Raw genomic sequence first — 26,114 nt, 5'->3', positions numbered from 1 at the left:
CCTCTTAAACTAGTTAAAATTAAAATACTTATATCGTTAGTCTTAACGTAAATAAGGATTTTTTGCAAAGTTATCGATGAGCCCGTTCTTCCTTTTCAACGCTATTCATCTAATTTATTAATAACAACTCTTGCATTCATTACTAGCGATTTTGCTTTGGCTTCTCGCCTTTGTAATAGCGCCATAAAGATTAAATCGGTCAGCGTATTCTGAGCAGTTCTCGATGAAATAGAAGAACTACGCCATTCATCTTCTTCTGCGACACTTTCAAGAATGTAATCAGAAATTTGTGCAAGAGGTGAATGCCGGTCCCGGGTAATGGCAACCACACAGGCTCCTTGTTTACGTGCAATATTAGCCGCTGTTAGCATGTCTTTGCGTTTACCTGTAAAAGAGATAACTATCTGTATGTCATTGGCATTAAGTGTTAAAGCGGCGGCAATTTGCACATGATGGTCGGATTCGACGAGTGTCGTAATACCTATTTTTTGTAACTTGTAGCTCAAGTCCTTTGCCGTCAGCCCTGACCCACCAATGCCAACAATTTGTACTCGCTGAGATTGGTCTATTCGTTCGACAATTTTTTCAAATTGCTTGAAATCAATTAATTTTGTTGTTTCCGTGATGGAATGGTTCTTTTCCATCGCTAATTTTTGAGCTACCACCATCAAGTTATCATTCGGTGCAATACGGTTATGCAAAGCCACGTGAGGGGCACTTTCATTAAGCTGTTGACGCCCAATAATCTCACTTAATGCCAATTTTAGCGCTGGGTAGCCTTTTACCCCAACTTTTTGACTAAACTTAACAATAGCTGATTGGCTCACATCTAAGATTTCTGCCAATTGTTGAGAAGATAAGTTCAGTACGTTTTCCGGATTTTCAATAATAAATTGTGCAATTTTACGTTGATTTTCGGCTAATCGCGGTAATGAATAAGTAATGATATCCAATAATGTCATGACAACCTCAGCTGATAATCGCTATATCAGGGTTCATAAAAATAAAACAACAATAAATTATTCCTCTTTTAATTCTCTGATGAATCAAAAATAATAACTATAATTCAATCACATACAATTTAAATCCATTAAAAAAATAACAAAATATTCTTTTATATTCGCAACTTAGAATAGATAACACCGTGATTCCAATCACACCATTGGAATAAATAATTCCTTAATATTAATCCAATTATGGATTTAGGAGCAATTTTTTATGGCTATCGATTTAAGCAAAATGGTAACGGAAAGCCGCAATGCGGCGAGTACGCATATTGACCAACTACCGACCTTGCAAATGCTGCAAGTGATTAACAACGAAGACAAACAAGTCCCTTTGGCAGTCGAGAAAGTTCTTCCTGAAATTGCACAATTGGTTGATAAGGTCGCAGACGCATTTCTAAACGGCGGGCGGTTAATTTACTCGGGAGCAGGAACATCAGGGCGTTTAGGAATACTTGATGCCAGCGAGTGCCCACCAACGTACGGTACCCCCCATGAGCAAGTCGTTGGGCTTATTGCAGGCGGCCACCAAGCGATTTTCCGTGCCGTTGAAAATGCAGAAGATAAACCCGAATTAGGTGAGCAAGACCTGAAAAATATTCAATTTAATGAAAAAGATATACTCGTTGGCATTGCTGCGAGTGGGCGTACCCCATATGTGTTAGGTGCGTTAGCCTATGCAAACAAGATTGGTGCAACCACAGCTGCCATCAGCTGTAACCCAAATAGCCCTATCGCTAATGCAGCAGATATCGCTATCACCCCTGTTGTGGGCGCAGAAGTGGTCACAGGCTCTTCACGCATGAAAGCGGGAACCGCTCAGAAATTAGTGCTGAATATGATCACTACTGGCGCGATGATCCGCATTGGAAAAGTATTTGGTAATTTGATGGTCGATGTAGAAGCCACCAATGCCAAATTAATTGAAAGGCAAACGAAGATTGTCATGGAGGCAACAGACTGCGACCGAGCAACCGCAGAAACCGCGCTTCAACAATGTGATAGGCACTGTAAAACGGCCATTTTGATGGTGTTAACCGGCCTGAATGCCGATGATGCACGTCAACTACTCTCGGACAATCATGGTTTTATTCGTACAGCACTCAATATGGCACCTTCCGCCTAATTCGCGGATTTTAATGAGATAAATGGTATGGCTAAAATAACAATAGAAATGATGCAGCAGATCCTGCAACAGGTTGGGGGTCGTCGCAATATTAAATTAGCGGGTAACTGTATGACCCGTTTACGACTCACACTCAATAATGATCAATTAGTCGATAAAGCCGCACTAAAACAAATCGCAGGTGTGCTTGGCGTTATCGAAAGTGATGAACAACTGCAAATTGTTCTGGGCCCCGGTAAAGCCCAAACTGCCGCGGACTTAATGAACCAAATGCTAGAAGATGCTGAAGATGATATCGACGAGTCTTCTCATCAGACCCAAGACCTTAACCAAATTGCTTCTGCTAATAAACAGCAGTTAAAAAAGAAACAAACTAGCGCAGTACACCGCTTTCTCTCAAAATTCGCCACCATATTTACCCCATTGATTCCAGGATTCATCGGAGCGGGTCTTTTGATGGGGATAGCCTCATTGCTTGGGTTGTTAGTCGCCAATGAAAACTTATTTCCACCGGACTCCCAACAGTTGGGCTGGTTAAAAAGTGCCATTGCCTATCTCGCGATATTCGGCAAAGGTTTATTTACCTTTATGGGACTATTAATTGGCTATAATGCCCAAAAAGCCTTTGGAGGTAGTGGCGTTAATGGTGCCATTATTGCCGCTTTATTTATTTTAGGTTACGACCCAGAAGCAACAAAAGGCTTTTATTCGGGGATGTCAAACTTCTTCGGCTGGCACATTGACCCTCGAGGCAACATCATTGGAATTTTAATTGCCTGTATTTTTGGGGCATGGGTTGAAAAACAAGTTCGCAAAATTATCCCATCCAGCCTTGATATTATTTTAACCTCAACCATAACTCTGTTAATTGTGGGCGCAGCAACCTTTATCTTTATCATGCCGATTGGTGTTTGGCTGTTTGATGGAATGTCTTGGTTATTCATGCACTTAAATGGCAATCCTATTGGAACAGCTATTTTGGCTGGGGTGTTCTTAATCGCCGTGATGTTTGGTGTTCATCAAGGGTTTATTCCTGTCTACGTTGCCCTCGTTGATGCACAAGGGTTTAACTCACTATTTCCGATATTGGCAATGGCGGGTGCTGGTCAAGTGGGTGCAGCCCTCGCCTTGTATGTGAAAGCGAAAAAAGGTTCAGTCACCCGTGGGCAAATTGGTGGCGCCCTGTTCCCCGGTTTCTTAGGGATCGGTGAGCCGCTGATTTATGGTGTCACACTCCCGCGCGTCAAACCGTTTGTCACCGCCTGTTTAGGTGGCGCAGCTGGTGGTTTCTTTATCGGGGCCGTCGCGTGGATGGGGTTACCTGTCGGTTTAAATACTGTGTTTGGGCCATCTGGGTTAATTGCCATTCCATTAATGACATCCGGTCAAGGTGTCCTCGCCGGGATGGCTGTGTACGCGGGGGGAGTATTGGTTTCCTATGTGTGCGGCTTCCTATTTACCTACCTGTTTGGTAGTAAAGGCGTAGATTTAAGTTAATCATGCCCTAAACAAAAAGCAGCTCTTAGGGCTGCTTTTTTCAATCAATAAAAAACGCTATTCCAACCAAATCAATGGGACACACAGCGCAGTTAGCAGCCCCATCGCTAAATTAAAGATAAACCAAGCTTGGCGACTACGTAAAAATAAGCTAATCAATGAGCCAAAGCCCATCCAAATCAAACCTGCCACTAAGTTGACGATTACAAATGCCACGCTCATGACTAAAATAGATTGGCTGAATAACTCACCAGGCAGGCTAAAGCCACCAACTGCCCCTAGCCCCATCATCCAAGCTTTAGGGTTTAGAAATTGTAATAAGCCCCCCTGATACCATGTTACGCTTTTCCCCACTTCGCTATCCGTCTTAATTGGTGCATAATTAGCTGTTGCTGTTTTCCATGCCAGCCAGAGAAGATACACACTGCCCACCACTTTTAAGGCAATATGAATCGCAGGATAGAGCAATAAAAGTGCAGCAATACCAAATGCTGAGAGGTAAAGTATCGATTGCATACCTAGCATAATACCTAAGCATAATGTAATCGCATGACGAAAACCGTAGTTTGCCGCACTTGATGTTAGCAACATATTATTAGGGCCGGGTGTGACTGCTGCAATGAATAGAAATGTAAAAAGAGAAAAGATCAGCCCCAGTGTCATTTATAATTTAATCCTCAAACCCAAATTTGTTTACTTGCATCACAAAAAAATAACAGTATGTTATGTGACTCACAAGAGCTCCTATTAAATAAAAATAAGGTTATGTCTGAAAACTTTCGTCCAATCAGTTGGGCTAAAAATCCACACCTCCAAACTCTACTGCCTAGGATTTTTCGTAGAACCCCGAAAATTAAACCTATTTGGCAGCGACTTGAATTGCCTGACGGTGATTTTATTGATCTCGCATGGAGTGAAAAACCTGAGCTTGCGGCTCATAAACCACGCTTAGTCATTTTTCATGGGTTAGAAGGTAATTTTAAGAGCCCTTACGCTCATGGAATGTTAGAAACAGCGGAAAAACACGACTGGCTGGGCGTTGTCATGCACTTTCGTGGGTGTAGCGGCGAACCCAATCGCCAACAGCGTATTTATCATTCAGGTGAAACCGATGATGCTCGCTACTTCTTACGCTGGTTAAAACAAACTTTTGGTGATACGCCAACGGCTGCTGTGGGGTATTCCCTTGGTGGGAATATGTTGGCTTGTTACTTGGCTGAAAGTGGTCAAAATGCGGATTTAGATGCGGGAGTGGTTGTATCTGCCCCATTAATGTTAGAGGCTTGCTCCCTACGAATGGAAAAAGGAATTTCCCAGTTTTATCAGCGCTATTTATTAAATGGCTTAAAACGTAACGCAACTCGTAAACTCGTACGCTATCCTGGGTCATTACCACTGAATTTATTGCAGCTTAAGCAAGTTAAACGCATTCGTGATTTTGATGATGTTATCACTGCACGTATCCACGGTTTTGATGATGCCTCAGATTACTATCAGAAATGCAGTGCATTACCTAAATTGGCTCACATTACTAAACCAACATTAATTATTCACGCCAAAGATGATCCATTTATGGCTCCTGAGGTTGTTCCTGATTTATCTTTTCTTCCCCATAATGTGGAATATCAAATGACAGAACATGGCGGGCACGTTGGTTTTGTCAGCGGGACCTTTAGAAAACCGCAAATGTGGCTAGAAACTCGAATTCCACAATGGTTAACCCCTTATTTAAATAAGGAAAACCCATGATTATCCCTTGGCGTGAGTTATCTCCAGAAGCACTGGAAAGCCTCATCGAAAGCTATGTTTTACGAGAAGGAACTGACTATGGGGCACATGAGAAAAGCTTACAAGACAAAGTTAATGATGTGAAACGGCAGTTAGTTTCTGGCGAAATTGTGCTAGTCTGGTCTGAATTGCATGAGTCGGTTAATTTCATGCCTAAAACCCGCTAACCCGCTTTGTTCGCTATTTTGCCATAGTGGACATAAGCGCAACACAGGGAGTTCGCTATGTCCAAAAAACATCCGATTATTGCTATCACCGGTTCCAGTGGTGCAGGCACGACCTCAACTAGCCAAGCATTCCGTAAAGTTTTCCACCAACTCAATATCCAACCAGCTACATTAGAAGGGGACAGCTTTCATCGTTACACGCGGCCTGAAATGGACATGGCTATCCGCAAGGCGAGAGAACAAGGTCGGCATATCAGTTATTTTGGTCCTGAAGCGAATGACTTTGCTTTGCTAGAACAAACTTTAATTGATTATGCAAAAACAGGTTGTGGACAATCACGAAAATACCTACATACCTATGATGAAGCGGTTCCGTACGGTCTACAACCAGGTACTTTTACACCTTGGGAACCACTCCCTGAAAAAACTGATGTGTTATTCTACGAGGGTCTGCATGGTGGGGTTGTTACACCTGAGCATAATGTAGCGCAACATGTTGATTTACTTGTTGGCGTTGTCCCGATTGTCAATCTTGAATGGATTCAAAAGTTGGTTCGTGATACGACCGAAAGGGGCCATTCCCGTGAAGCGGTTATGGACTCTGTTGTGCGTTCAATGGGGGACTATATCAACTACATTACCCCTCAGTTTTCGCGTACTCATATCAACTTCCAACGAGTTCCGACTGTAGACACCTCCAACCCATTTTCAGCCAAAACTATCCCTTCACAAGATGAAAGTTTTATTGTGATCCGCTTTAGAGGGCTCGAACACATCGATTTCCCCTATTTGCTTTCAATGATCTGCGGTTCTTTTATTTCGGCTATGAATACCATTGTCGTACCCGGAGGAAAACTCGGTCTAGCAATGGAATTGATCATGATGCCATTAGTTGAAAAGTTAATTAATCAGAAAAACAGTTAAATTATTTCTCAAATAATAAGTAAGACGCTTACCATTAATTAAGGTAAGCATCTTTTTATTAAAATTTTAATATAAAAAATAAATTTATTTTTAATTTTTTATTTCAAAGCTATGAGTGACTTCAACCGTTTTTTCTAGCATCAGTGCCACTGAGCAATATTTTTCAGCCGAGAGCTGAACAGCTCTTTCAACCGTTTTTTCCGTTAATTCATTTCCTGTTACGATAAAATGCAAATGTATTTTAACAAAATAACGTGGAGCTTCTTCACGGCGCTGCGATGTTAATTTAACTTCACAATCAGTAATATCATTTCGCCCTTTTTGTAAAATTGAAACGACATCTATTGCACTACATCCACCTGCCGCCATTAGCACCATTTCCATTGGGCTAGGTGCTTTATCACCTGCATTACCATCCATCATGACTTGATGCCCTGAAGCTGACTCACCTAGAAAGGAAAGTCCTTCTACCCATTTTACTCTTGCTTCCATTTTATTCCCCTTGAAATGAAATCGGTTTAAAGGCTACATTGTTCCATAGATATAATGAATGTTATATCAGCTTTATTAGGCTGAAGCGATACAGGGGAGACTTTCTTCATTGGATATGCTACAAACAATACTTAGTTGATAGGACTAAGATCAAAACTCAGCGGTTTAATTGATTATATTATAGTGTTGATATCAATTTGTTTACCCTAGCCTATCGAATGCGCTGAAGTTATTCAGCTCTTCACATTATTTAGGGTATATAAGGCAAATTAATATGCTAAGCTAGTGACTTTAAAGCCAGCCTTTCTGGTAAGCTTTTCCGGATGGCTGCAATAACATACAGAGGATAACGCTAATGGTTCTCGGCAAGCCACAAACAGACCCTACTCTTGAATGGTTTTTGTCACACTGCCATATTCATAAGTATCCATCCAAGAGCACACTGATCCATCAGGGTGAGAAAGCAGAAACCCTTTACTATATCGTTAAAGGTTCAGTGGCTGTTTTAATTAAAGATGAAGAAGGCAAAGAAATGATCCTCTCTTACCTGAATCAAGGGGATTTCATTGGTGAACTGGGGTTATTTGAAGAAGGGCAAGAACGTACTGCGTGGGTGAGAGCTAAAATCGCTTGCGAAGTTGCTGAAATTTCTTACAAAAAATTCCGTCAATTGATTCAGGTTAACCCTGATATTTTAATGCGTCTCTCAGCGCAAATGGCCAGTCGTTTACAAACAACATCAGAAAAAGTCGGCAACCTTGCCTTCTTAGATGTCACAGGCCGTATCGCTCAAACCCTATTGAATCTAGCGAAACAACCTGACGCAATGACCCACCCAGACGGTATGCAAATCAAAATTACCCGTCAGGAAATTGGCCAAATTGTCGGTTGTTCCCGTGAAACTGTTGGCCGTATTTTAAAAATGCTGGAAGATCAAAACCTGATCTCTGCACACGGTAAAACCATCGTTGTTTATGGTACACGTTAATTAACCTTTCAGCCTCGCTCTCTTGGCGAGGCATGCAATTTAAAATAGCTTTATATCGTCGATATAAGGCTATTTCAGTTTAATTATAGCAACATATTTATATGCTTATATTAATGAGTATCGTTTCTTTATATTTTCTCTATTTAGCTCTCTATATAATAATAATTATAATATTAAGTAGGGTTATATTTATGAAAATTACACTTAGCAATTTGTCAGGCCATTCCGAAATTTTTAAAAACATTAGCAATTCCGATGATTTTATAAAGAAAATCTTTGCTGTGACTGCCTCATCGAGAAAAGAGCCATTATCCACTCAGCGACAATCTAAACCATCACATGCTTGTAGCCTAGAAAGCATTGACTCTGCTTATGAAAGTGATTCAGAAAGTATAAATGATACTAAATTATTGAGTACTGACAAATTTAAGCATAAAGTTAATCAATTGAAAGGCCGCTTATATAAATTTTATGCATCTACTTTTTATAATGAACAAGATGCAGAGTCGCTAATAACAGAAAACCAGACAGTTTTTGAGGATTTTAACAGTACTGATAAAGAAATGCATGGATATGCGAATTTTTTATATCGGTACGTTAAAATCCCAGGAATTAACATCAACAGCTCAGAAATAAAAAACGAAATCATAAAAAACTACCATCATCCTAAGCAACTAGAAAATAAAAATGGCACTAAAATCCCTTTAATAACCAGAACAAGCAAAAAAAACATCAATAATATTGCTTTACCTTTAGAACCAATTAAACAAAGAACAAAGAATTCCTCTCAGAAAAAGTTTAAATATGTGCACTATAAAGTCGCTGATAATAATCAAGATAATTCCAAATACATTCCTCTACCTAAAAGCACTTTTGAATTCAAGGGAAATATACAACAAACAAAAACTTCAGTATTAAGAACACAATATATCATGCAACATTACAAACTATCTAACAAATCTATGCCATTAGACTATAAACCACGAAAAAATCACTTTAATAGAAATGTTAATTCAATTAAAACCGCTGACTTAATAAAAATAAGCAATAGCATTGAAAAAGAAAAAAGACTAACCATGGAAATGATGGCACTTAAAGATAATATATTTGAAATACAAAACCAAATTCATATTAACGATAACTTATTGAAAGAATTAAAAAAACAAACCATTAAATAAAACATCTCTATTTTATATAAGATCATTATTAATTCAAATGATTAATAATACATTATTAGTAAAATCATAATGCCATAAGATAAAATCAATGCATTGAATAAATTAATTATTTCAATATTAAGCATGAATATTTATTTAGCAAATTACTTTTTTAATATTAATATAGGATATGACTATGAAAACCACCCCCCTAGATACCACCATAACTAGCTCACTATACAGAAAAAACTCATCAACTGGGGCTAAGAAAGAAACACCCACTATTACACAAAAAATTAAAAATTTGAAAATAAATAATCCATTCTCATTTTTTCATTTTAACAAAAAAAATACGGAATCAAAATTCTATATTAGCTTACCAGAAGCTGGTTCAAAGGGAAGTGATTTAAATTTACTTAATAAATTAAACTCAAACAAAAAAACAATTTCTTCCCTTGAAAATAAGCTTATAGATAATTCATTTAATATCCCACAATTCATTAAGGATTTAAAAAATAAAACAGAAAACTCCATTGATAATTTACTAGGTAAGAATGATTTTTTTAGTGAAATTCCAGCTACAGATGAAATCATAGAGAAACAAAATGAAACAATAGGCTATCTTAAACATTACCTAGATTTATTAGACAAAAATAAAAAATTGACCAATAAAAGCGAAGAGCTAAAAAACGAAATTGATGATCTGAAATCAGCCATAAGATATGAATCAAAAATAAGAGGAATTGCATACTTAAAAAAAGAAAGTAAATACTTAGTGTCATTAGAAAAAGAAATACCAATGAAAAATAATATAGAAGGAAAAAATAAAAAAATTGAAAAATTAATTAAAATACAAAACTCAGTAAAAATTTTATTGAGTAATGAATTAAAAGATATAAAAAATAAAGTTCACAATATTACATTGGATAAAAATGCTCTAGAAAAAAATATTTTAGCTCTGAAAAAACCGATAATATGTGAATCTTTCATTACCTACGATGAAGATAATACACCTATTTACCACAATGAGTCTCACGACTTTGATTTTGATGACCTATTTGAAAAAAAATTAGAAACTGAAAACACAAAAAACAATAGAATTATTAAAAACTTAATATTAGAAAATGACTTGTTATATAATTCAATTGAAGAGTTAGATAATGATAACCTTGATTATAGAGGTTTAGTCCAAGACTTAAGAATTGATAATAATAATAAAAATCATGAAATTAGAGCACTACAGGAAAAGCTTGCCAACAAAGCGCTATCCATGGCCTCAATTAGTCTCACCTCGTTATCTTCTGGCTACCACTCCGATAATGAAGACAATAACCTTACATCAGCCCTTAAGGTTAATGAGGGAAAAACAGCTCAAAAAGAAGAGACCCTAAAAAATAAATACCCTTTAGCCAATAATAAAGGAGTAAAAAAATATTCACATACACATAAAGTTCAATGCCTAGCGGCTGGAATACCAATTAGTAGTTCAAAAGAGCAATTACAAGCACGATTAAAAGCAATAAAAATACCATTACCAACTCAGTAAACGCTATAAAATTTAACTTTTCAATAAGTTGCAGAAATCATTCTGCAACTTATCTCTTAGTTATTTCAACAACTTCCCAATCGCTGTCTCTAATTTCACCATACCGCTATTAATTTCTTCTTCAGAAATAATCAGTGACGGCGTAAACCGCAATACATTAGCACCCGCATTAAGCATCATTAAACCTTCTACTGCACTGGCTTGCAGGATATCTTTCGAACGGTTCAATAGTTTGCCGTCTAACTCAGCACCAATTAATAAGCCCATTCCTCTGATCTCAGAAAAAACGTGGTATTTATCATTCAGTTTATTTAAATGAGCGATAAATAATTCACGACGTTTTTCGACACCATTTAGTACTTCCTCAGTATTAATAATATCAAAGGCCGCGTTCCCTACCGCACAAGCCAATGGATTACCACCATAGGTTGTACCGTGAGACCCAACTTCCATTGTTTTAGCAATTTCTTCTGTGGTGATCATAGCACTAATAGGAAAGCCGCCCCCCAGTGCTTTTGCCGTGGTTAAAATATCGGGGGTCACATCATAATGCATATATGAAAATAATTTCCCTGTACGCCCCATACCACTTTGTACTTCGTCAAAAATTAACAGTGCATTATTTTCATCACACAGCTTACGTACACCTTGTAAAAATGCAGATGTTGCCGCGGTCACCCCACCTTCACCTTGTACAGGCTCAAGCACTACCGCACAGGTATTTTCATCTATAACCGCTTTTACTGCTTCAAGATCGTTGAAAGGGACATGGATGATATCGGCAGGTTTTGGCCCAAAACCATCTGCATATTTCGCTTGCCCACCAACAGAGACCGTAAATAATGTTCTGCCATGGAAAGCTTGCTTAAATGCAATAATCTTAGTTTTATAAGGATTATATTTGGTGATGGCATAACGACGCGCTAACTTAAATGCGGCTTCATTCGCTTCAGAGCCTGAATTAACAAAAAATGCACGGTCAGCAAAAGTAGCGCTAGTTAATTTTTGCGCTAACTTAAGTGCTTGCTCATTGGTAAAAATATTACTGACATGCCACAGTTTTTCGCTTTGTTCACGCACTGCCGACACTAAGCTAGGATGGCAATGGCCAAGGGCAAGAACGGCAATCCCCCCTGCAAAATCAATATATTCTTTACCTTGCTGATCCCAAACACGGCTACCTTCACCTTTAACTGGGATAAACTCAGCGGGTGAAAAAATAGGCAACATAACTTGATCAAAAGTCTGCCGATTGACTGATTGTTGTTCTGACATACCCCTCACCTACCCTTACTCTCTGCTAAAATGAAAATATAATCATCAAATATGAATAAAAAATCACAAAAGAGCAATAGTTAACGGAGAAATATGCATAATTAATTTGTTATCAATGATATTCGCAAACTAATACTTCAGAAAATTATTCAGTAATTCATGACCTTGTTCACTTAGAATACTTTCTGGGTGGAATTGAACACCTTCTATAGGTAAAGTTTTGTGCCGTATTCCCATGATTTCATCAACATCACCGTTATTTAATGACCATGCTGACACATCAAAAGAAACAGGAAGTGTCTCTGCTGCAATAACTAAAGAATGGTAACGAGTCACAGTCAAAGGACGGTTTAAACCTTTAAACACACCTTGGTGATTATGATGGATTGCTGATGTTTTGCCGTGCATAACTTGACGAGCCTTAACGACTGATGCGCCAAAAGCTTGCCCAATCGCCTGATGCCCCAAGCAAATACCCAAAATAGGGAGTTTACCCGCAAAATATTTTATTGCCTCAAGGGAGATACCAGCCTCATCAGGCGTACATGGCCCAGGCGAAATCACAAGATGGGTAGGCGAAAGCTGTTCAATTTCTTCGATGGTAATTTCATCATTACGTTTTACAACAACCTCAGCACCTAACTCACAGAAGTATTGGTATAAGTTGTAGGTAAATGAATCGTAATTATCAATAAGTAGAAGCATATTAGGCTATCCGACTGATTTTTATCATTATATATTATTTTCTTATGCATATTTTTTAGGTCTTGGCAATCAGAACGATGATTAAAAACGCTAAAAAATAATAAGGTCGGCTATCATAGCACAGCCAAGACAAGAAAATAGCCTATTTAAGTCAATGAATGCTTTTATCAGAAATAATTTTCCATATAAAAATCATGGAATTATATTTACATTACGATAACAAAATGATATTGAAGTTAAGAATTACTTTAAATACAAGGAAGTAAAAGCCACCTCAAAAAATAGAAAAATCGGATTAACTTTTAGTGGATAACACAAGTAAGGTGCATCAGAACATGTCACAGAACCGATATTTACAACTCAAGCGGGCAGGTAAATTCACCTACCCACTGTGTATATAAGATTAAGGCTTTTTAATCACTTCTGCTGAAATGATAGTAACGGGTTCAACAGGAACATTTTGATACGGACCAACATTCTCTGTTTTCACTTTAGAGATTTTATCCGCTACATCCATACCTTTTACCACTTTACCAAAAACCGCATAACCAAAGTCACGTTGACCATGGTCTAAAAACGCGTTATCAGCAACGTTAATAAAGAACTGGCTTGTTGCGCTATCTTTATTTGCAGTACGAGCCATAGAGATGGTGCCACGTAGGTTACGTAGCCCGTTATCTGCTTCATTTTTAATTGGCGCTCGAGTTTGTTTTTGCTGCAAATCTTTATTAAAGCCACCGCCTTGGATCATAAACCCAGGAATAACACGGTGGAAAGTGGTTCCGTTGTAATAACCTTCATTAACATATTGAACAAAGTTTTCTGTCGAAACAGGGGCTTTCTTACCATTCAGTTCTAATTCAATATCACCCGCTGAAGTGACTAATTTAACATAAGTCTCACCCGCCGATAATGCAAAAGAGGACGCGCTAATTGCGCAAATGGCCAAAATTGGCACAAAAATTCGTTTTAACATGTAAGATCCCTTTCATTGTGACTCATTACAACTACAATCAAGCAATTTTAGAGCGAAGCTAGCAAGATTGCTGAAGATTTACCTATATTTACGCCAAAAACGGTCAAACCTACCAAGCATGTTAAATTGTAGACTAATTTAGACAAAAAACTTCACAGATAATGATTATTTATTAATTAGCTAGATTTTACGATTTATATCACGCTAAAGGTAAAGCATTTCACTATTAAGTCAGTAAAATCAATACAAGGGATATTTCAAGTTGTCGGGATGGCGTAAGCAAAGCTATAATCCCCCAGCCTTTTGAGGCTAACTCAGGGAGAACGACAAATGGCAATTAAGAATCATAACTACCAGATGGCAAAATTTGTCATCAGTGCACCGGATATTCGGCATTTACCAAAAGATACCGGTATCGAGGTTGCTTTTGCTGGCCGCTCAAATGCGGGTAAATCAAGCGCTTTAAACGCATTAACTCAACAAAAAGGTTTAGCACGCACCAGTAAAACCCCAGGAAGAACTCAGCTAATCAACCTATTTGAAGTTGAGGAAGGCATTCGCCTTGTTGACCTTCCCGGTTATGGTTATGCCGAAGTTCCCGAAGAAATGAAACGCAAATGGCAACAAGCGCTCGGTGAATACTTACAAAAGCGGGAATGTATTAAAGGGCTTGTGGTGCTAATGGATATTCGCCATCCATTGAAAGATCTTGATATGCAAATGATAGAATGGTCTGTTGCAATGAGTGTACCAGTCCTCGTTTTACTGACTAAGGCGGACAAACTTGCCTCTGGCGCGAGAAAAAAACAGCTGACGGAAGTGCGTCAAGCTCTTGCACCACTTGAGGGGGATATTGAAGTTGAATATTTCTCAGCACTGAAAAAAATAGGCGTTGATAAACTTCGTATTAAGTTAGATAGCTGGTATAACACACCAATTTAATCCCATCACTGTGTGAGCTAGAAATAGCTCACTAAGCCTTTGATAGTCTAATCTACTGAATTTTAGGCAAAAAAAATGCTCCAATCAAAAAAATTGACTGGAGCAGCTAATATTCAGCTAAATCCGATTACGTGAAGTAAAAGGTCTGAAAGATAGAACATCTTACCTCTGTACCCTACGCCTATTAATGTACTTTATTTTTCGCTCGAAAAAAAGGCTTTTTGTAGTTTTTTTTCAAAGCTTACTACGATTCAGCAAGTACATCTTAAAAACACAGCCCTAAAAACGTATTTTAATTACATATTTATGAGAGGTAAGTCGCATAAATATGTCATAAAATCATTCTGTTTTCATTGTTAGTTTAGTGGTTTATCGGGTAGTTATATTCAATTTATAGTGAATAATGTCAAATGCATAAAAAAACGCCTAATGGTTTTATTAGGCGTTTTTTATTGTCAGTCAGATAAAACTAATAATTAATGAGCTTCATCCCAATTATTACCTATTCCAATATCTACTTTTAACGGAACATCCAGTTTCATGCTTTGCTCCATTAATGTCTGAACCTGTGCTTGTACCTGTTCGAGTTCTGACTCCTTAACTTCAAACACTAATTCATCATGAACTTGCATTAGCATATCAGCATGGGGTTTCTCTGTTTGTAGCCACTCATCGACAGCAATCATTGCTTTTTTAATAATATCAGCAGCTGTTCCTTGCATTGGAGCATTGATAGCTTCACGTTCAGCAGCTTTACGGCGCATACCATTACTTGATTTTATATCAGCCAAATAAAGCCTGCGCCCTTCTAGTGTTTCAACGTAGCCTTGTTCTGATGCTTGTAGACGTGTATTTTCCATATAGCGTAGAACACCTGGGTAACGTTCAAAATAGAGATCCATATAACGTTGAGCTTCACCACGCGGGATACCTAATTGCCTTGCTAGCCCGAATGCGCTCATCCCATAGATAAGACCGAAGTTAATTGCCTTAGCACTACGACGCTGATCACTGGTTACTTGTTCAAGTGGAACACCAAATACCTCTGCTGCCGTTGCTTTGTGAATATCCTTGCCTTCCGCAAATGCAGTGAGTAGGCCTTTATCTTGAGATAAATGTGCCATGATACGTAATTCAATTTGTGAATAGTCCGCAGCCATGACTTTATAGCCTTCGCGTGCAACAAAAGCTTGGCGAATACGGCGGCCTTCTTCTGTTCTTACTGGGATATTTTGTAAGTTTGGGTCCCTTGAAGACAAACGCCCAGTCGCCGTAACGGCTTGATGATACGACGTATGCACACGCTGCGTACATGGGTTTATCATAAGCGGTAGTTTATCTGTGTAAGTCGATTTCAATTTAGCTAAACTACGATGCTCCAGAAGTAATTTTGGTAAAGCATGGTTTAATGCAAGTTCTTCAAGTACTTCTTCATTGGTCGAGGCTGCACCACTTGGCGTTTTTTTGATAACAGGTAGTTGTAATTTTTCAAATAAAATTGCCTGTAATTGTTTTGGTGATGCCAGATTAAACTCTTCACCAGCGAGCTCAAACGCTTCTTTTTCAAGTTCTGCTAAACGCGCAGTAATGATTTTCGACTGTGCAGCTAATACTGTTGCATCAATCAAAACCCCTTTACGCTCCATTCTGACTAAAACAGGAACTAATGGCATTTCGATATTCTTAAAAATATGGTTAAGTTTTGGCTCAGCTTCCAATTGAGGATACAGTGCTTGGTGCAGTAATAATGTTACATCAGCATCTTCTGCCGCATAGTTCGAGGCCTGCTCTAACGCGATTTGATTGAAAGTTAGCTGTTTTTTGCCTTTGCCCGCAATTTCTTCAAAACTCACTGTCTTATGGTTCAAATGCCGCTCAGCCAAACTGTCCATATCATGACGGCCCATCCCCGCAACGCTATTGAGCACATACGACTCCAACATCGTATCGTAGCCGATACCTTTTAACTCAATGTCATAATTTTCAAGAACTTCCGCATCATATTTCAAGTTTTGCCCGATTTTGAGGATTTTTTCACTTTCCAGTATCGGTTTCATTGCTTGTAAAACTTCATCCAGTGGCAACTGAGCTGGTGCATCAAGATAATCATGGGCTAACGGTAGGTAGGCGGCATGACCCGCTTCAATTGCAAATGACATCCCCACAAGGCGCGCTTCTTGTGTGTCTAAGCTATCTGTTTCAGTATCAAAAGCAAACAAAGATGCTGAGCTCAATTTTTCCACCCAGCGCTCTAAGTCTGCCTTTTCTAAAATTGTTTGGTAATTTTCAGCATTTAAGGTGGGGGCCGTCGGTACTGAGACTTTTGCCGTAGATGTTGCTATAGCCGGATTTGCTTTAGCAGTTGAACCTTTACCTTCCATCCACGTCCCATTTTCTACATCAGACAACCAGCGCTTGAATTCATAACGGCTAAACAACTGATGCAATTTGTCTACATCAGGTTGATCGACGCGTAACTCTTCACAGGTTTTGTCTAACTTAACATCCGTTTTAATAGTGGCCAGTTGGTATGATAAGAAAGCTAATTCACGATTTTCAGCCATTTTTGGCGCTAATGTTTTAGACCCTCTAAAGCCCAAAGGCGCTATAGCTTCTAGGTTCTCATATATTTTTTCTAAGCTGCCAATCCCTTGTAATAAAGCCAGCGCTGTTTTTTCACCAACACCAGGCACACCTGGGATATTGTCTGATGAATCCCCCATTAACGCTAAGAAATCGATGATAAGCTCAGGTGGTACCCCATATTTTTCTTGAACCTCATCCGGACCTAAAATAGTGTTATTCATGGTATTGATGAGCGTAATATTAGGCTCCACAAGTTGTGCCATATCTTTATCACCAGTACTAATCAAAACAGGTGTACCGTTACGACTAGCTTCACAGGCCAAAGTACCTATTACATCATCAGCTTCTACACCAGAAACAACGAGCAACGGTAGCCCCATAGCTTCAACCATACTGTGTAGTGGTTCAATTTGTGCGCGTAAATCATCTGGCATCGGCGGGCGATGAGATTTATAACTTTCGAATAACTCATCACGAAATGTTTTTCCCTTCGCATCAAAGACAACAGCAACATGGCTAGGTTTATATTGCATGACCAAGCTACGCAGCATATTAATTACGCCATACATAGCCCCTGTAGGTTCACCAGCACTGTTGGTCAGAGGTGGAAATGCATGGTAAGCACGGTATAAGTAAGAGGAACCATCAACCAAAATAAGAGGGTTTTCTGCAATCTGAGCCATAATCTGTCATCATCTTTTATCGGGAACGAATGCTAATAGGATGCCATAATGTCGCTTCAGATACATCCCAAGTTTTTTCCACTTAACCACTTTGTTAAAATCTCGCCGATCAGTATCTTCTTTCAAGTAAACGACCTAGCTATAGTTAACCTAAGTGATTACTTTCATTAACTCTAGTCACTTAATGTTACTAGGTGCTTTGACAAAACCTGTGGATAACCGTGTGTATAAATTTATGTTGCTCAGTAAATTCAACAAGTAACATGCATTAAAAAGACTAAAACAAGAAAGTAATATCAATGACTTAGTGTAATGAAGAATTGCTTTAATGCAAAGAAGAGGAGATTAAGTAATTGTGGATATTGATTCAATATACTTTATATGACAGTTGATGGTGGCGATATTACCACCATCAATCATACTTATTTTTTATTGACTAAAAAATTCACAACGTTAGAGAATTCTTTACCATAGTCTGCGGCGTTATCTACAGTGATGCCGTTATTACGTACTTGGTATTTACCATTAACAAATACAGCTGGAACGCCTCTAAGCTTTAAGTTCTGCGCGGCTTGTCTTTGTTGCTCAACAAGACCTTTAACAGCGAAACTATTTAAAGCTGCATCATACTCCTCAGCAAGAATACCAGCTTTGATAAAGGTATTACGGATATCTGCTTTGGTGTTAATAGTTTGCGTTTTTTGAATACCTTCAAACAAAAGAGGGGTCATTTTATCTTCTACTTTCAGAACAGTAGCAACCACCCAAGCTTCAGTTAAATCAGGCCCCAAAGGACCAAGGAAATCGACGTGATAACGCGCTTTTGTTACATTGTCTGGTAAGTTTTTCTCTACTGTTGCAGGTACTTTATACACAGTTTCAAATTGGTAACAGTGTGGGCAATAGAAAGAGAAAAACTCAATAACTTGAGGTAAACCTTGCACAGGTTGTACCTCAGTGTACTCTTTACCTTCGGTATAATTTGCCGCAGCAGCACCAAATGACATAGCAATACCAAGCAAAGCCAACATAATTTTTTTCATATACTACATTCTCCAAAAACAAAGACTTAAAAGTTAAAACTGAGGGGTTAACTGCAAAGGGGGATCTTTCAATCGTTCGGTTTGTTGTATAAATTCGAGTGATTGTTTTTTCCAAAAATCATCAGCTTGCAGCCATGAAAATGCACGAGGGAATGCAGGGTCTTGCCAGCGACGGATAACCCATCCAAGATAATGCACCATACGCATAGCCCTGAGAGGTTCAATAAGCTTTAGCTGTTTTACATCAAAGTCACAAAACTCATTATAACTTTCTAATAATGTATCTAATTGAATGACCTGCTCTTGACGAGGGCCATTTAATAACATCCATAAATCTTGGATTGCGGGACCATTTCGAGCATCATCAAAGTCCACCAGCCAAGCCTCATCTCGCCATAAAATATTACCGGGGTGGCAATCACCTTGTAAGCGAATTGACGACAATGTTGTAGGCCACAGTAATTTTACTTGTGCAATTAATGCATCCAGTGACTCAATAAACTGCTCTTTATAACGTGCAGTTATCAGTGGGCTAGATGTAATTATGTGCCGAGGTTGATCAAGGTATTCCTCAACACCCATTGTAGGACGAAATGCAAAGTTTTTACGTTTACCAATCTGGTGTATTCGCCCTAATAAGTGCCCTACACTTTCTAATTGAAATAAATTATCAGTTTCATATTGCCGACCACCGATACTCGGAAAAACAGCAAATAAAAAGCCACCGAACTCTAATACTGTTTGCCCTGCAAATTCAATTGGTGCAGCTATAGAGAGACCTTCCTCGACTAATTCCAATGTAAAGTCGTGTTCTTCTTGAATTTGTGAGCGGTTCCAACGTTCAGGGCGATAAAATTTCACCACATAACGCTGACGGTTTTCGTCTTGAAATTGATAAACTCGATTTTCATAGCTGTTTAACTCTATTAAGCCCGATTCAGGGTAAATGCCCACTTCCATCAAGGCATCTAGAATCAAATCAGGAGAAATTCCACTGAAATGGAAATTCGAATGCTCTATTTTATCCATCACAGTTTAATCTTTAATGATGCCGCGAGCGCGCAAAATGGCTGTTTTAAAGTCATCTTCATAATCTTTTTTTAGACCAGGGATCACTTCATTACTGTTCGTGCCACGCATTTTTAAATGATAAATTAGTACATCATCTGTCAATTCAGACAAACTGCCTTTAAAACCTGCTTCATCTGCCAGCTTTTGTAATAACTCTACTAGGTTTAAATCTGAATTATCTTTCCAAACAGGATGTAGTAGCTCAATAACTTCATTTAAACGATGGCATTTCATGTTTATTCCTTTATCACGAATATTCGATACAAGTTACCAATAATCATACAAGAGAAAAAGCGAACTGTTGTCAATCTACGTAAAGTTTAACTGCAATTGTGACGAATATTCATTGATTTTATAACCAAATAGAATAAATTTTAGCAATTACTATACTCGAAGGTGTTTTCTGGGAATGTTAAAACATTTTATTGAAGATATTCAAGGATATTGAACATGACGTTTCGCCAGTCAATAACAGGTGTCATACTTGCAGGTGGCCTAGGCACCAGAATGGGGGGGCAAGATAAAGGTTTAGTCCCTTTGATGGGTAAACCCCTTTACCAACACATATTAGAGCGCCTAAGCCCACAGGTAGGGTCAATAATGATCAATGCCAACCGTAACCAAGCTCGTTACAATGAAAGTCAGTTAACGGTTATTTCTGATTTAGAGAATAACTTTTCTGGCCCTCTTGCAGGTATGCAATCTGCAATGCATTATGCCAAAACTGATTGGTTGCTATTTGTCCCCTGCGATGTCCCCGCTTTTCCGCTAAATTTAGCTGAAAAAATGTTTAACGAAAAAGGCAATCATTTAGCCTGTTATGCACAAGATGAAAGACGCGAGCACCCTACATTTGCCTTGCTCCATCGTTCATTAAAAACACAACTTGATGATTACCTTGCAAGAGGTGATCGTAAATTGATGATATTTATGCAAGAAGTTAATGCAAAAGGGATTATTTTTTCATCAGAATTCGATGCATTTGCAAACCTAAATACCTTAGAAGATAGTCGTAATTGGGAGTTACAACAAAAATAACTATGAAGCAAAATACTCTACCTCTACTAGGAATTACTGCTTATAGCGGTACCGGTAAAACAACATTGTTGAAAAAAGTGATCCCTTTGCTCCGCCAGCGTAACTTACGTGTTGGCTTAATCAAACACACACACCATGATATGGAAGTAGATAAACCGGGCAAAGACAGCTTTGAACTACGCAAAGCTGGGGCTGACCAAACCTTAGTCGCCAGTCAAAAACGCTGGGCACTGATGACTGAAACCCCTGATGCCAATGAAATGGATTTGTATTATTTAGCGAGTCGCTTCGACCCCGCGTCATTAGACCTTATTTTAGTCGAAGGGTTTAAACAGGAAACGATCGATAAAATTGCCTTGTTTCGTTCAGAGGTCGGTAAGCCACTCAACGGCTTGATTGACAACTATGTCGTTGCTGTTGCTAGTAATGAAATTATCGATACCAATGTGCCACAGTTAGATATTAATAACCCTGAGCAAATTGCTGATTATATTGTATCTTGGTGGCAAAAGAGCCATTAGCTTGCTAATTTTTGTGTAATTAATAAACAAGTAAATTTGGATTAACTATACATAGCAATACGAGGTTCCTCACATTTTCAAGCTTTGGCATTTGAATTCATATCCCAATTTGATTAAAGTGCAGAAAAGTAAGAATACTGGATTGTTACTGTCATTACTGACAGGCAAAACCTGATATACCAATGATTTGTCATTGGGCTATCGGGTTTTTTTCGTTTCTAAGGGATTGAAAGTGAAGATCGCAAAAATATTAAACAACAATGTGGTCATTGCCCTGAATGAGAAACAACAGGAAATCGTTGTCATGGGGAGGGGCTTGGCATTTCAAAAAAAAGCACATGACGATGTCGATATAACAAAAATTGAAAAAATTTATGAGTTACGTAGCGACGAGTTAACTGCTCGGCTTAGCGAATTACTTAGCCATATTCCCATTTCCATCATGAAAACCTGTGATGAGATAATTCAACGAGCTAAATACCAGTTAGGTGAATTAAACGAAAGTTTATATATTGTATTAACCGACCATTGTAATTATGCCATTGAAAGGCAAACAAAAGGCTTAGCAATCACTAATACCATGCTATGGGAAATACAACGTTTATATCCAAAAGAGTACCAATTAGGCTTAGATTCATTAGCTCTAATTAATGAAAAACACGGTATCGAGCTACCTGTTGATGAAGCAGGGTTCATTGCTTTACATTTTGTAAATGCACAACTTACTGGTGAAATGCCCGTTGTCATACAAACAATGAAAGTAATGCAAGAAATCATTAATATCGTGAAATATAACCTCAAAGTTGACTATCATGAAGAAACTTTGAGTTATCAACGTTTTATTACTCACTTAAAGTTTTTTGCCCATCGCATGATGAATAATACACCCGTGCCAAATGATGATGCTTCGATGCATCTTGTCATTAAAGAAAACTATTCAACATCTTGGCGATGCGTCGAAAAAATAAGCCAGTTTTTACAAAAAAAATACCAACGCACTTTAACGGATGAGGAATGTATGTTTCTTACTATCCACATTGAGCGTGTCAGAAAAGAGAACTCGATATAACTTAATTAAATACGCTATGTGACTGACTTATAATAAAAACCTAATGGATTGTTACCGCCAATTCTGGTGGGCAAAACCTGATAATGACTCTTCTTACTGATAAGAAGAGGGTATCAGGTTTTTTTTTGCACATTCATAGCACTAATGTTTATCATCATGTGATAAAGGAATATTTTATGAAGTACCAACCTTTAGCAGAACAAATCATTCACGATGTTGGCGGTCAAGACAATATCGTCAATGTTATTCATTGTGCCACTCGCTTACGCTTTAAACTTAAGGAAATAAAACAAGCCAACCCTGAACATTTGAAACAAAATTCAGAGGTGATTACCGTTGTTGAAAGCGGTGGGCAATTTCAAGTTGTCATTGGCAATCACGTTCATGAAGTCTATAACGCAATAAATCAATTAATTGGCAAAGAAGATACAACCGTAGTGTCTCCCTCTAAAAAAGATAAAAACCTATCCAGCGAAAAAGAGGATAAAGAAAATATTTTTAGCCATTTTATCGATATTGTTTCCAGTATATTCACGCCAATACTGGGAGTTATGGCTGCATCAGGGATTTTAAAAGGCTTTCTTTCTTTATTTGTTACGCTTCATTGGCTATCAGAACAAAGTGCCACCTATAAATTATGGTTTGCAGCCAGTGATTCACTATTTTATTTCTTCCCGCTAGTGCTCGGTTATACCGCAGGGAAAAAGTTTGGGGGTAGCCCATTCTTAACCATGGCTATTGGAGGGGCGCTAGTACATCCATCCATGTTAACTGCGTTTCAACAAAGCCTTGCGGGCGCAGCTCCCGAATATTTTTTAGGAATTCCACTCACATTTATTAATTACAGTACGTCTGTTATTCCTATTATCTTTGCAGCTTGGCTGAGCTGTTTATTAGAAAAAAGGCTGAACCTCTTATTACCTGCGGCGATGAAAAATTTTATTTCACCATTTTTATGTTTATTAATTATCGTCCCCCTCACTTTCTTGGTTATCGGCCCGTCAGCAACTTGGTTAAGCCTATTAATTGCAGATACATTCCAAGCTATTTATAACTTTACCCCCATTATTGCTGGCGCATTTATGGGCGCAATTTGGCAGGTGTGTGTTATTTTCGGTCTACACTGGGGAATTGTTCCAATTAGTATCAATAACCTCAGTGTATTTGGGCAAGATGCACTCGTGCCATTACTTCTCCCTGCTGTTGCTGGGCAAGTCGGTGCAGCACTTGGCGTCATGTTAGCAACCCATAATGCAAAAATGCAAATTATGGCAGGCTCTTCCGTCACCGCGGGGATCTTTGGTATCACTGAGCCCGCTGTGTACGGTGTTACCCTACCACTACGCCGACCTTTTATCTTCGGCTGTATTGGAGGCGGTGTCGGTGGTGCAATCATCGGCTACAGCCAAACGCTAACTTACTCTTTTGGGCTAGTGAATATTTTTACCTTTACCCAAATCATCCCTGCAAGCGGCTTTGACAAAACCGTTTGGGGAGCAATCATCGGCTCATTGATTTCATTTACCTTCGCTTGCCTAGCAACCCGTTTTTTTGGCGTTAAAAAGCAGCCACAACAAGCTCAACCTACTGATGTTCAAGTGCAACCCGTTGCTCCGAATGACATTCTATCGCCAATGTCTGGCCGTACATTACCTTTAAATGAAGTTCCCGATGAAACCTTTGCAAGTGGATTACTCGGCCAAGGTACTGCAATTATTCCAAACATTGGTGCGGTATATGCCCCATTTGATGGGGAAGTGGCCTCATTTTTTAAAACTGGGCATGCGCTAGGTCTATTAAGTCAAAGCGGTATTGAGGTGTTGATCCATGTGGGTATAGACACCGTGAAACTAGACGGTCTCTACTTTACTCCTGAGGTAAAACAAGGGGATACGTTCAAAGCTGGTGACCTGTTACTCACCTTCGATTTAGAAAAAATTATTGAATCTGGTTATGACGTAACAACACCAATCATTGTTAGTAATAGTGATGACTATGCTGCTGTTAAAACCATCACGCTCAACCAAACAATCAATCCCGGTATTACATTCATGACAGTTAATCCGAAATAAGGAATAAAATGATGACAAAATTTCCTGAGACATTTTTATGGGGAGGCGCCATTGCAGCAAACCAAGCCGAAGGCGCTTATTTGACAGCAGGAAAAGGGTTAAGTACCTCTGATGTTCAACCAAATGGTATTTTTGGTGGAGTCGTTAAACGCACCAATAATGACCAATATATTAAAGATATCGCTATCGATTTTTATCATCGTTACCCAGAAGATATTGCTCTTTTTGCTGAAATGGGGTTCACCTGTTTACGTACCTCTATCGCATGGAGCCGTATTTTCCCACGTGGCGATGAGCAAGAAGCAAATGAAGAAGGGCTGGCTTTCTACGATAAATTATTTGCAGAAATGGCGAAATACCATATTCAACCTGTAGTTACTTTATCTCATTATGAGATGCCCTATCACTTAGTCACGGAATATGGTGGTTGGGGAAGTCGCCAAGTCATTACATTTTTTGAACGCTATGCACGCACTGTTTTTCAACGGTATAAAGACAAAGTCAAACTTTGGCTCACATTTAACGAAATCAACATGTCACTTCACGCCCCGATGACAGGTGTAGGATTAGCAGAGACCAGTTCAAAAACAGCGGTTTATCAAGCTATCCATCACCAACTTGTTGCCAGCGCAAGAGTGACAAAAGCCTGCCATGAAATTATCCCTGATGCCAAAATAGGGAACATGTTGCTCGGTGGGTTAGTTTATCCCCTAACATGCAAGCCCAATGATATTTGGGAAGCCATGACTGAAAATCGCACATGGTTATTCTTTGGTGATGTTCAATGCCGTGGGGCTTACCCCGGTTATATGCTACGTTATTTTAAAGATAACCAAATTCATCTGAATATTACCGAAGAAGATAAACAAGATCTTAAACAAACTATTGATTTTATCTCTTTCAGTTATTATATGACTGGCTGCATTACCGCAGATAAAGAAGAATATAATAAGAAACGAGGTAATATTCTCAGTATGATCCCAAACCCTCATTTAGAAAGCTCACAGTGGGGATGGCAAATTGATCCTCAAGGGCTAAGAACAATATTAAATTTATTATGGGATAGATACCAAAAACCATTATTTATTGTTGAAAATGGGCTAGGGGCTATCGACCAAGTGACTCCTGAGGGAGATATTATTGATGATTACCGCATACAATAATATATTAACGACCATTTAGTCCAAGTACATGAAGCCATTCAAGATGGTGTAGATGTTATGGGTTATACTAGTTGGGGACCGATTGATATTGTTAGCGCCTCAAATGCGCAAATGTCTAAACGTTATGGGTTTATTTATGTTGATAGAGATGACCAAGGCAATGGCACGCTTGAACGCAAACGGAAAAAAAGCTTTTATTGGTATCAAAAAATCATTAAGTCAAAAGGGGAGTTATTAATTCGTTAATTAACCTAATTAAATATTGAGGGGTTTATACTTTA

General features: G+C 38.6%; 23 protein-coding genes and 1 pseudogene. 14 read left to right on the top strand and 10 right to left on the bottom strand.

All coding sequences use genetic code 11. From position 1 onward, the window contains the following. Nucleotides 1-101 precede the first annotated feature (101 nt). Nucleotides 102-962: a MurR/RpiR family transcriptional regulator gene (locus RB151_RS01820; RefSeq protein WP_042847601.1), complete on the bottom strand. Its 861-nt coding sequence runs from the start codon at nucleotides 960-962 to the stop codon at nucleotides 102-104. A gap of 256 nt (nucleotides 963-1,218) precedes the next feature. On the opposite strand from RB151_RS01820, the gene murQ reads away from it, so the two are divergent. Beyond that, the gene (murQ, locus tag RB151_RS01815; protein ID WP_042847603.1) at nucleotides 1,219-2,130 is read left to right on the top strand and encodes an N-acetylmuramic acid 6-phosphate etherase; all 912 of its coding nucleotides are present in this window, start codon (nucleotides 1,219-1,221) and stop codon (nucleotides 2,128-2,130) included. Between the two features lie 27 nt (nucleotides 2,131-2,157). Continuing rightward, a complete protein-coding gene (murP, locus tag RB151_RS01810; RefSeq protein ID WP_042847605.1) occupies nucleotides 2,158-3,627 on the top strand; it encodes a PTS N-acetylmuramic acid transporter subunit IIBC in 1,470 nt (489 codons plus the stop codon). Between the two features lie 57 nt (nucleotides 3,628-3,684). On the opposite strand, the gene RB151_RS01805 is transcribed toward murP, so the two are convergent. Beyond that, nucleotides 3,685-4,290, bottom strand: a complete 606-nt coding sequence (locus RB151_RS01805) for a LysE family translocator (RefSeq protein WP_048605414.1) — start codon at nucleotides 4,288-4,290, stop codon at nucleotides 3,685-3,687. Between the two features lie 102 nt (nucleotides 4,291-4,392). Between RB151_RS01805 and RB151_RS01800 the strand changes: the two genes are divergently transcribed. Genes RB151_RS01800 through RB151_RS01790 form a run of 3 tightly spaced genes read left to right on the top strand, consistent with a single transcriptional unit; the run spans nucleotide 4,393 to nucleotide 6,506 of the window. Continuing rightward, nucleotides 4,393-5,376, top strand: coding sequence for a hydrolase (locus tag RB151_RS01800; protein ID WP_042847799.1), 984 nt, complete (start codon nucleotides 4,393-4,395; stop codon nucleotides 5,374-5,376). After that, a complete protein-coding gene (locus RB151_RS01795; RefSeq protein ID WP_034783253.1) occupies nucleotides 5,373-5,582 on the top strand; it encodes a YheU family protein in 210 nt (69 codons plus the stop codon). Before RB151_RS01800 ends, RB151_RS01795 begins: the two co-directional genes overlap by 4 nt. A 57-nt stretch (nucleotides 5,583-5,639) precedes the next feature. Next, a complete protein-coding gene (locus RB151_RS01790) occupies nucleotides 5,640-6,506 on the top strand; it encodes a phosphoribulokinase (protein ID WP_042847611.1) in 867 nt (288 codons plus the stop codon). Nucleotides 6,507-6,596: 90 nt separating this feature from the next. On the opposite strand, the gene RB151_RS01785 is transcribed toward RB151_RS01790, so the two are convergent. Then, nucleotides 6,597-6,998, bottom strand: coding sequence for an OsmC family protein (locus RB151_RS01785; protein ID WP_042847613.1), 402 nt, complete (start codon nucleotides 6,996-6,998; stop codon nucleotides 6,597-6,599). Between the two features lie 355 nt (nucleotides 6,999-7,353). Between RB151_RS01785 and crp the strand changes: the two genes are divergently transcribed. The 3 genes from crp (at nucleotide 7,354) to RB151_RS01770 (ending at nucleotide 10,689) form a co-directional block, all read left to right on the top strand. Continuing rightward, complete coding sequence (gene crp, locus RB151_RS01780; protein ID WP_004262556.1) at nucleotides 7,354-7,986, top strand: cAMP-activated global transcriptional regulator CRP; 633 nt, start codon at nucleotides 7,354-7,356, stop codon at nucleotides 7,984-7,986. A 191-nt stretch (nucleotides 7,987-8,177) separates the two neighbouring features. Further along, a complete protein-coding gene (locus RB151_RS01775; RefSeq protein WP_071547630.1) occupies nucleotides 8,178-9,164 on the top strand; it encodes a hypothetical protein in 987 nt (328 codons plus the stop codon). Between the two features lie 175 nt (nucleotides 9,165-9,339). Next, nucleotides 9,340-10,689, top strand: a complete 1,350-nt coding sequence (locus RB151_RS01770) for a hypothetical protein (protein WP_071547629.1) — start codon at nucleotides 9,340-9,342, stop codon at nucleotides 10,687-10,689. A gap of 60 nt (nucleotides 10,690-10,749) precedes the next feature. On the opposite strand, the gene RB151_RS01765 is transcribed toward RB151_RS01770, so the two are convergent. From RB151_RS01765 to ppiA, 3 genes are all read right to left on the bottom strand, one after another. Continuing rightward, nucleotides 10,750-11,964, bottom strand: a complete 1,215-nt coding sequence (locus tag RB151_RS01765; RefSeq protein ID WP_042847617.1) for an aspartate aminotransferase family protein — start codon at nucleotides 11,962-11,964, stop codon at nucleotides 10,750-10,752. A 129-nt stretch (nucleotides 11,965-12,093) separates the two neighbouring features. Further along, entirely contained in the window at nucleotides 12,094-12,669 is a 576-nt protein-coding gene (locus RB151_RS01760) for an aminodeoxychorismate synthase component II (protein ID WP_042847620.1), read from the bottom strand. Nucleotides 12,670-13,072: 403 nt separating this feature from the next. Beyond that, nucleotides 13,073-13,645 (bottom strand): peptidylprolyl isomerase A, encoded by a 573-nt coding sequence (gene ppiA / locus RB151_RS01755; protein WP_042847622.1) that lies wholly within the window; start codon nucleotides 13,643-13,645, stop codon nucleotides 13,073-13,075. A gap of 330 nt (nucleotides 13,646-13,975) precedes the next feature. On the opposite strand from ppiA, the gene yihA reads away from it, so the two are divergent. Beyond that, a complete protein-coding gene (yihA, locus tag RB151_RS01750; protein ID WP_042847624.1) occupies nucleotides 13,976-14,587 on the top strand; it encodes a ribosome biogenesis GTP-binding protein YihA/YsxC in 612 nt (203 codons plus the stop codon). 476 nt (nucleotides 14,588-15,063) lie between these two features. Here yihA and polA read toward each other — a convergent pair whose 3' ends face one another. The 4 genes from polA to RB151_RS01730 form a co-directional block, all read right to left on the bottom strand. Continuing rightward, nucleotides 15,064-17,856, bottom strand: a complete 2,793-nt coding sequence (gene polA / locus RB151_RS01745; protein WP_071547628.1) for a DNA polymerase I — start codon at nucleotides 17,854-17,856, stop codon at nucleotides 15,064-15,066. A 422-nt stretch (nucleotides 17,857-18,278) separates the two neighbouring features. After that, nucleotides 18,279-18,899: a thiol:disulfide interchange protein DsbA gene (dsbA, locus tag RB151_RS01740; RefSeq protein WP_042847629.1), complete on the bottom strand. Its 621-nt coding sequence runs from the start codon at nucleotides 18,897-18,899 to the stop codon at nucleotides 18,279-18,281. A gap of 33 nt (nucleotides 18,900-18,932) precedes the next feature. Then, nucleotides 18,933-19,928: a serine/threonine protein kinase gene (locus RB151_RS01735; protein WP_042847631.1), complete on the bottom strand. Its 996-nt coding sequence runs from the start codon at nucleotides 19,926-19,928 to the stop codon at nucleotides 18,933-18,935. A 6-nt stretch (nucleotides 19,929-19,934) separates the two neighbouring features. Beyond that, a complete protein-coding gene (locus RB151_RS01730) occupies nucleotides 19,935-20,204 on the bottom strand; it encodes a YihD family protein (protein ID WP_042847634.1) in 270 nt (89 codons plus the stop codon). A 216-nt stretch (nucleotides 20,205-20,420) separates the two neighbouring features. On the opposite strand from RB151_RS01730, the gene mobA reads away from it, so the two are divergent. From mobA to RB151_RS01705, 5 genes and pseudogenes are all read left to right on the top strand, one after another. After that, nucleotides 20,421-21,008 (top strand): molybdenum cofactor guanylyltransferase MobA, encoded by a 588-nt coding sequence (gene mobA / locus RB151_RS01725; RefSeq protein ID WP_048605421.1) that lies wholly within the window; start codon nucleotides 20,421-20,423, stop codon nucleotides 21,006-21,008. 2 nt (nucleotides 21,009-21,010) lie between these two features. Continuing rightward, nucleotides 21,011-21,529, top strand: a complete 519-nt coding sequence (gene mobB, locus RB151_RS01720) for a molybdopterin-guanine dinucleotide biosynthesis protein MobB (protein ID WP_042847638.1) — start codon at nucleotides 21,011-21,013, stop codon at nucleotides 21,527-21,529. A 232-nt stretch (nucleotides 21,530-21,761) separates the two neighbouring features. Then, a complete protein-coding gene (gene licT, locus RB151_RS01715) occupies nucleotides 21,762-22,598 on the top strand; it encodes a BglG family transcription antiterminator LicT (protein ID WP_071547627.1) in 837 nt (278 codons plus the stop codon). Between the two features lie 176 nt (nucleotides 22,599-22,774). Continuing rightward, nucleotides 22,775-24,670 (top strand): PTS beta-glucoside transporter subunit IIABC, encoded by a 1,896-nt coding sequence (gene bglF, locus RB151_RS01710; RefSeq protein ID WP_071547626.1) that lies wholly within the window; start codon nucleotides 22,775-22,777, stop codon nucleotides 24,668-24,670. Nucleotides 24,671-24,681: 11 nt separating this feature from the next. Further along, a pseudogene (locus tag RB151_RS01705) lies at nucleotides 24,682-26,079 on the top strand (glycoside hydrolase family 1 protein). The last annotated feature ends 35 nt before the right edge of the window (nucleotides 26,080-26,114 follow it).

This window comes from Providencia rettgeri (assembly GCF_001874625.1).
Lineage (GTDB): Bacteria > Pseudomonadota > Gammaproteobacteria > Enterobacterales > Enterobacteriaceae > Providencia > Providencia huashanensis.
This window is presented reverse-complemented; position numbering and strand designations above follow the sequence as displayed.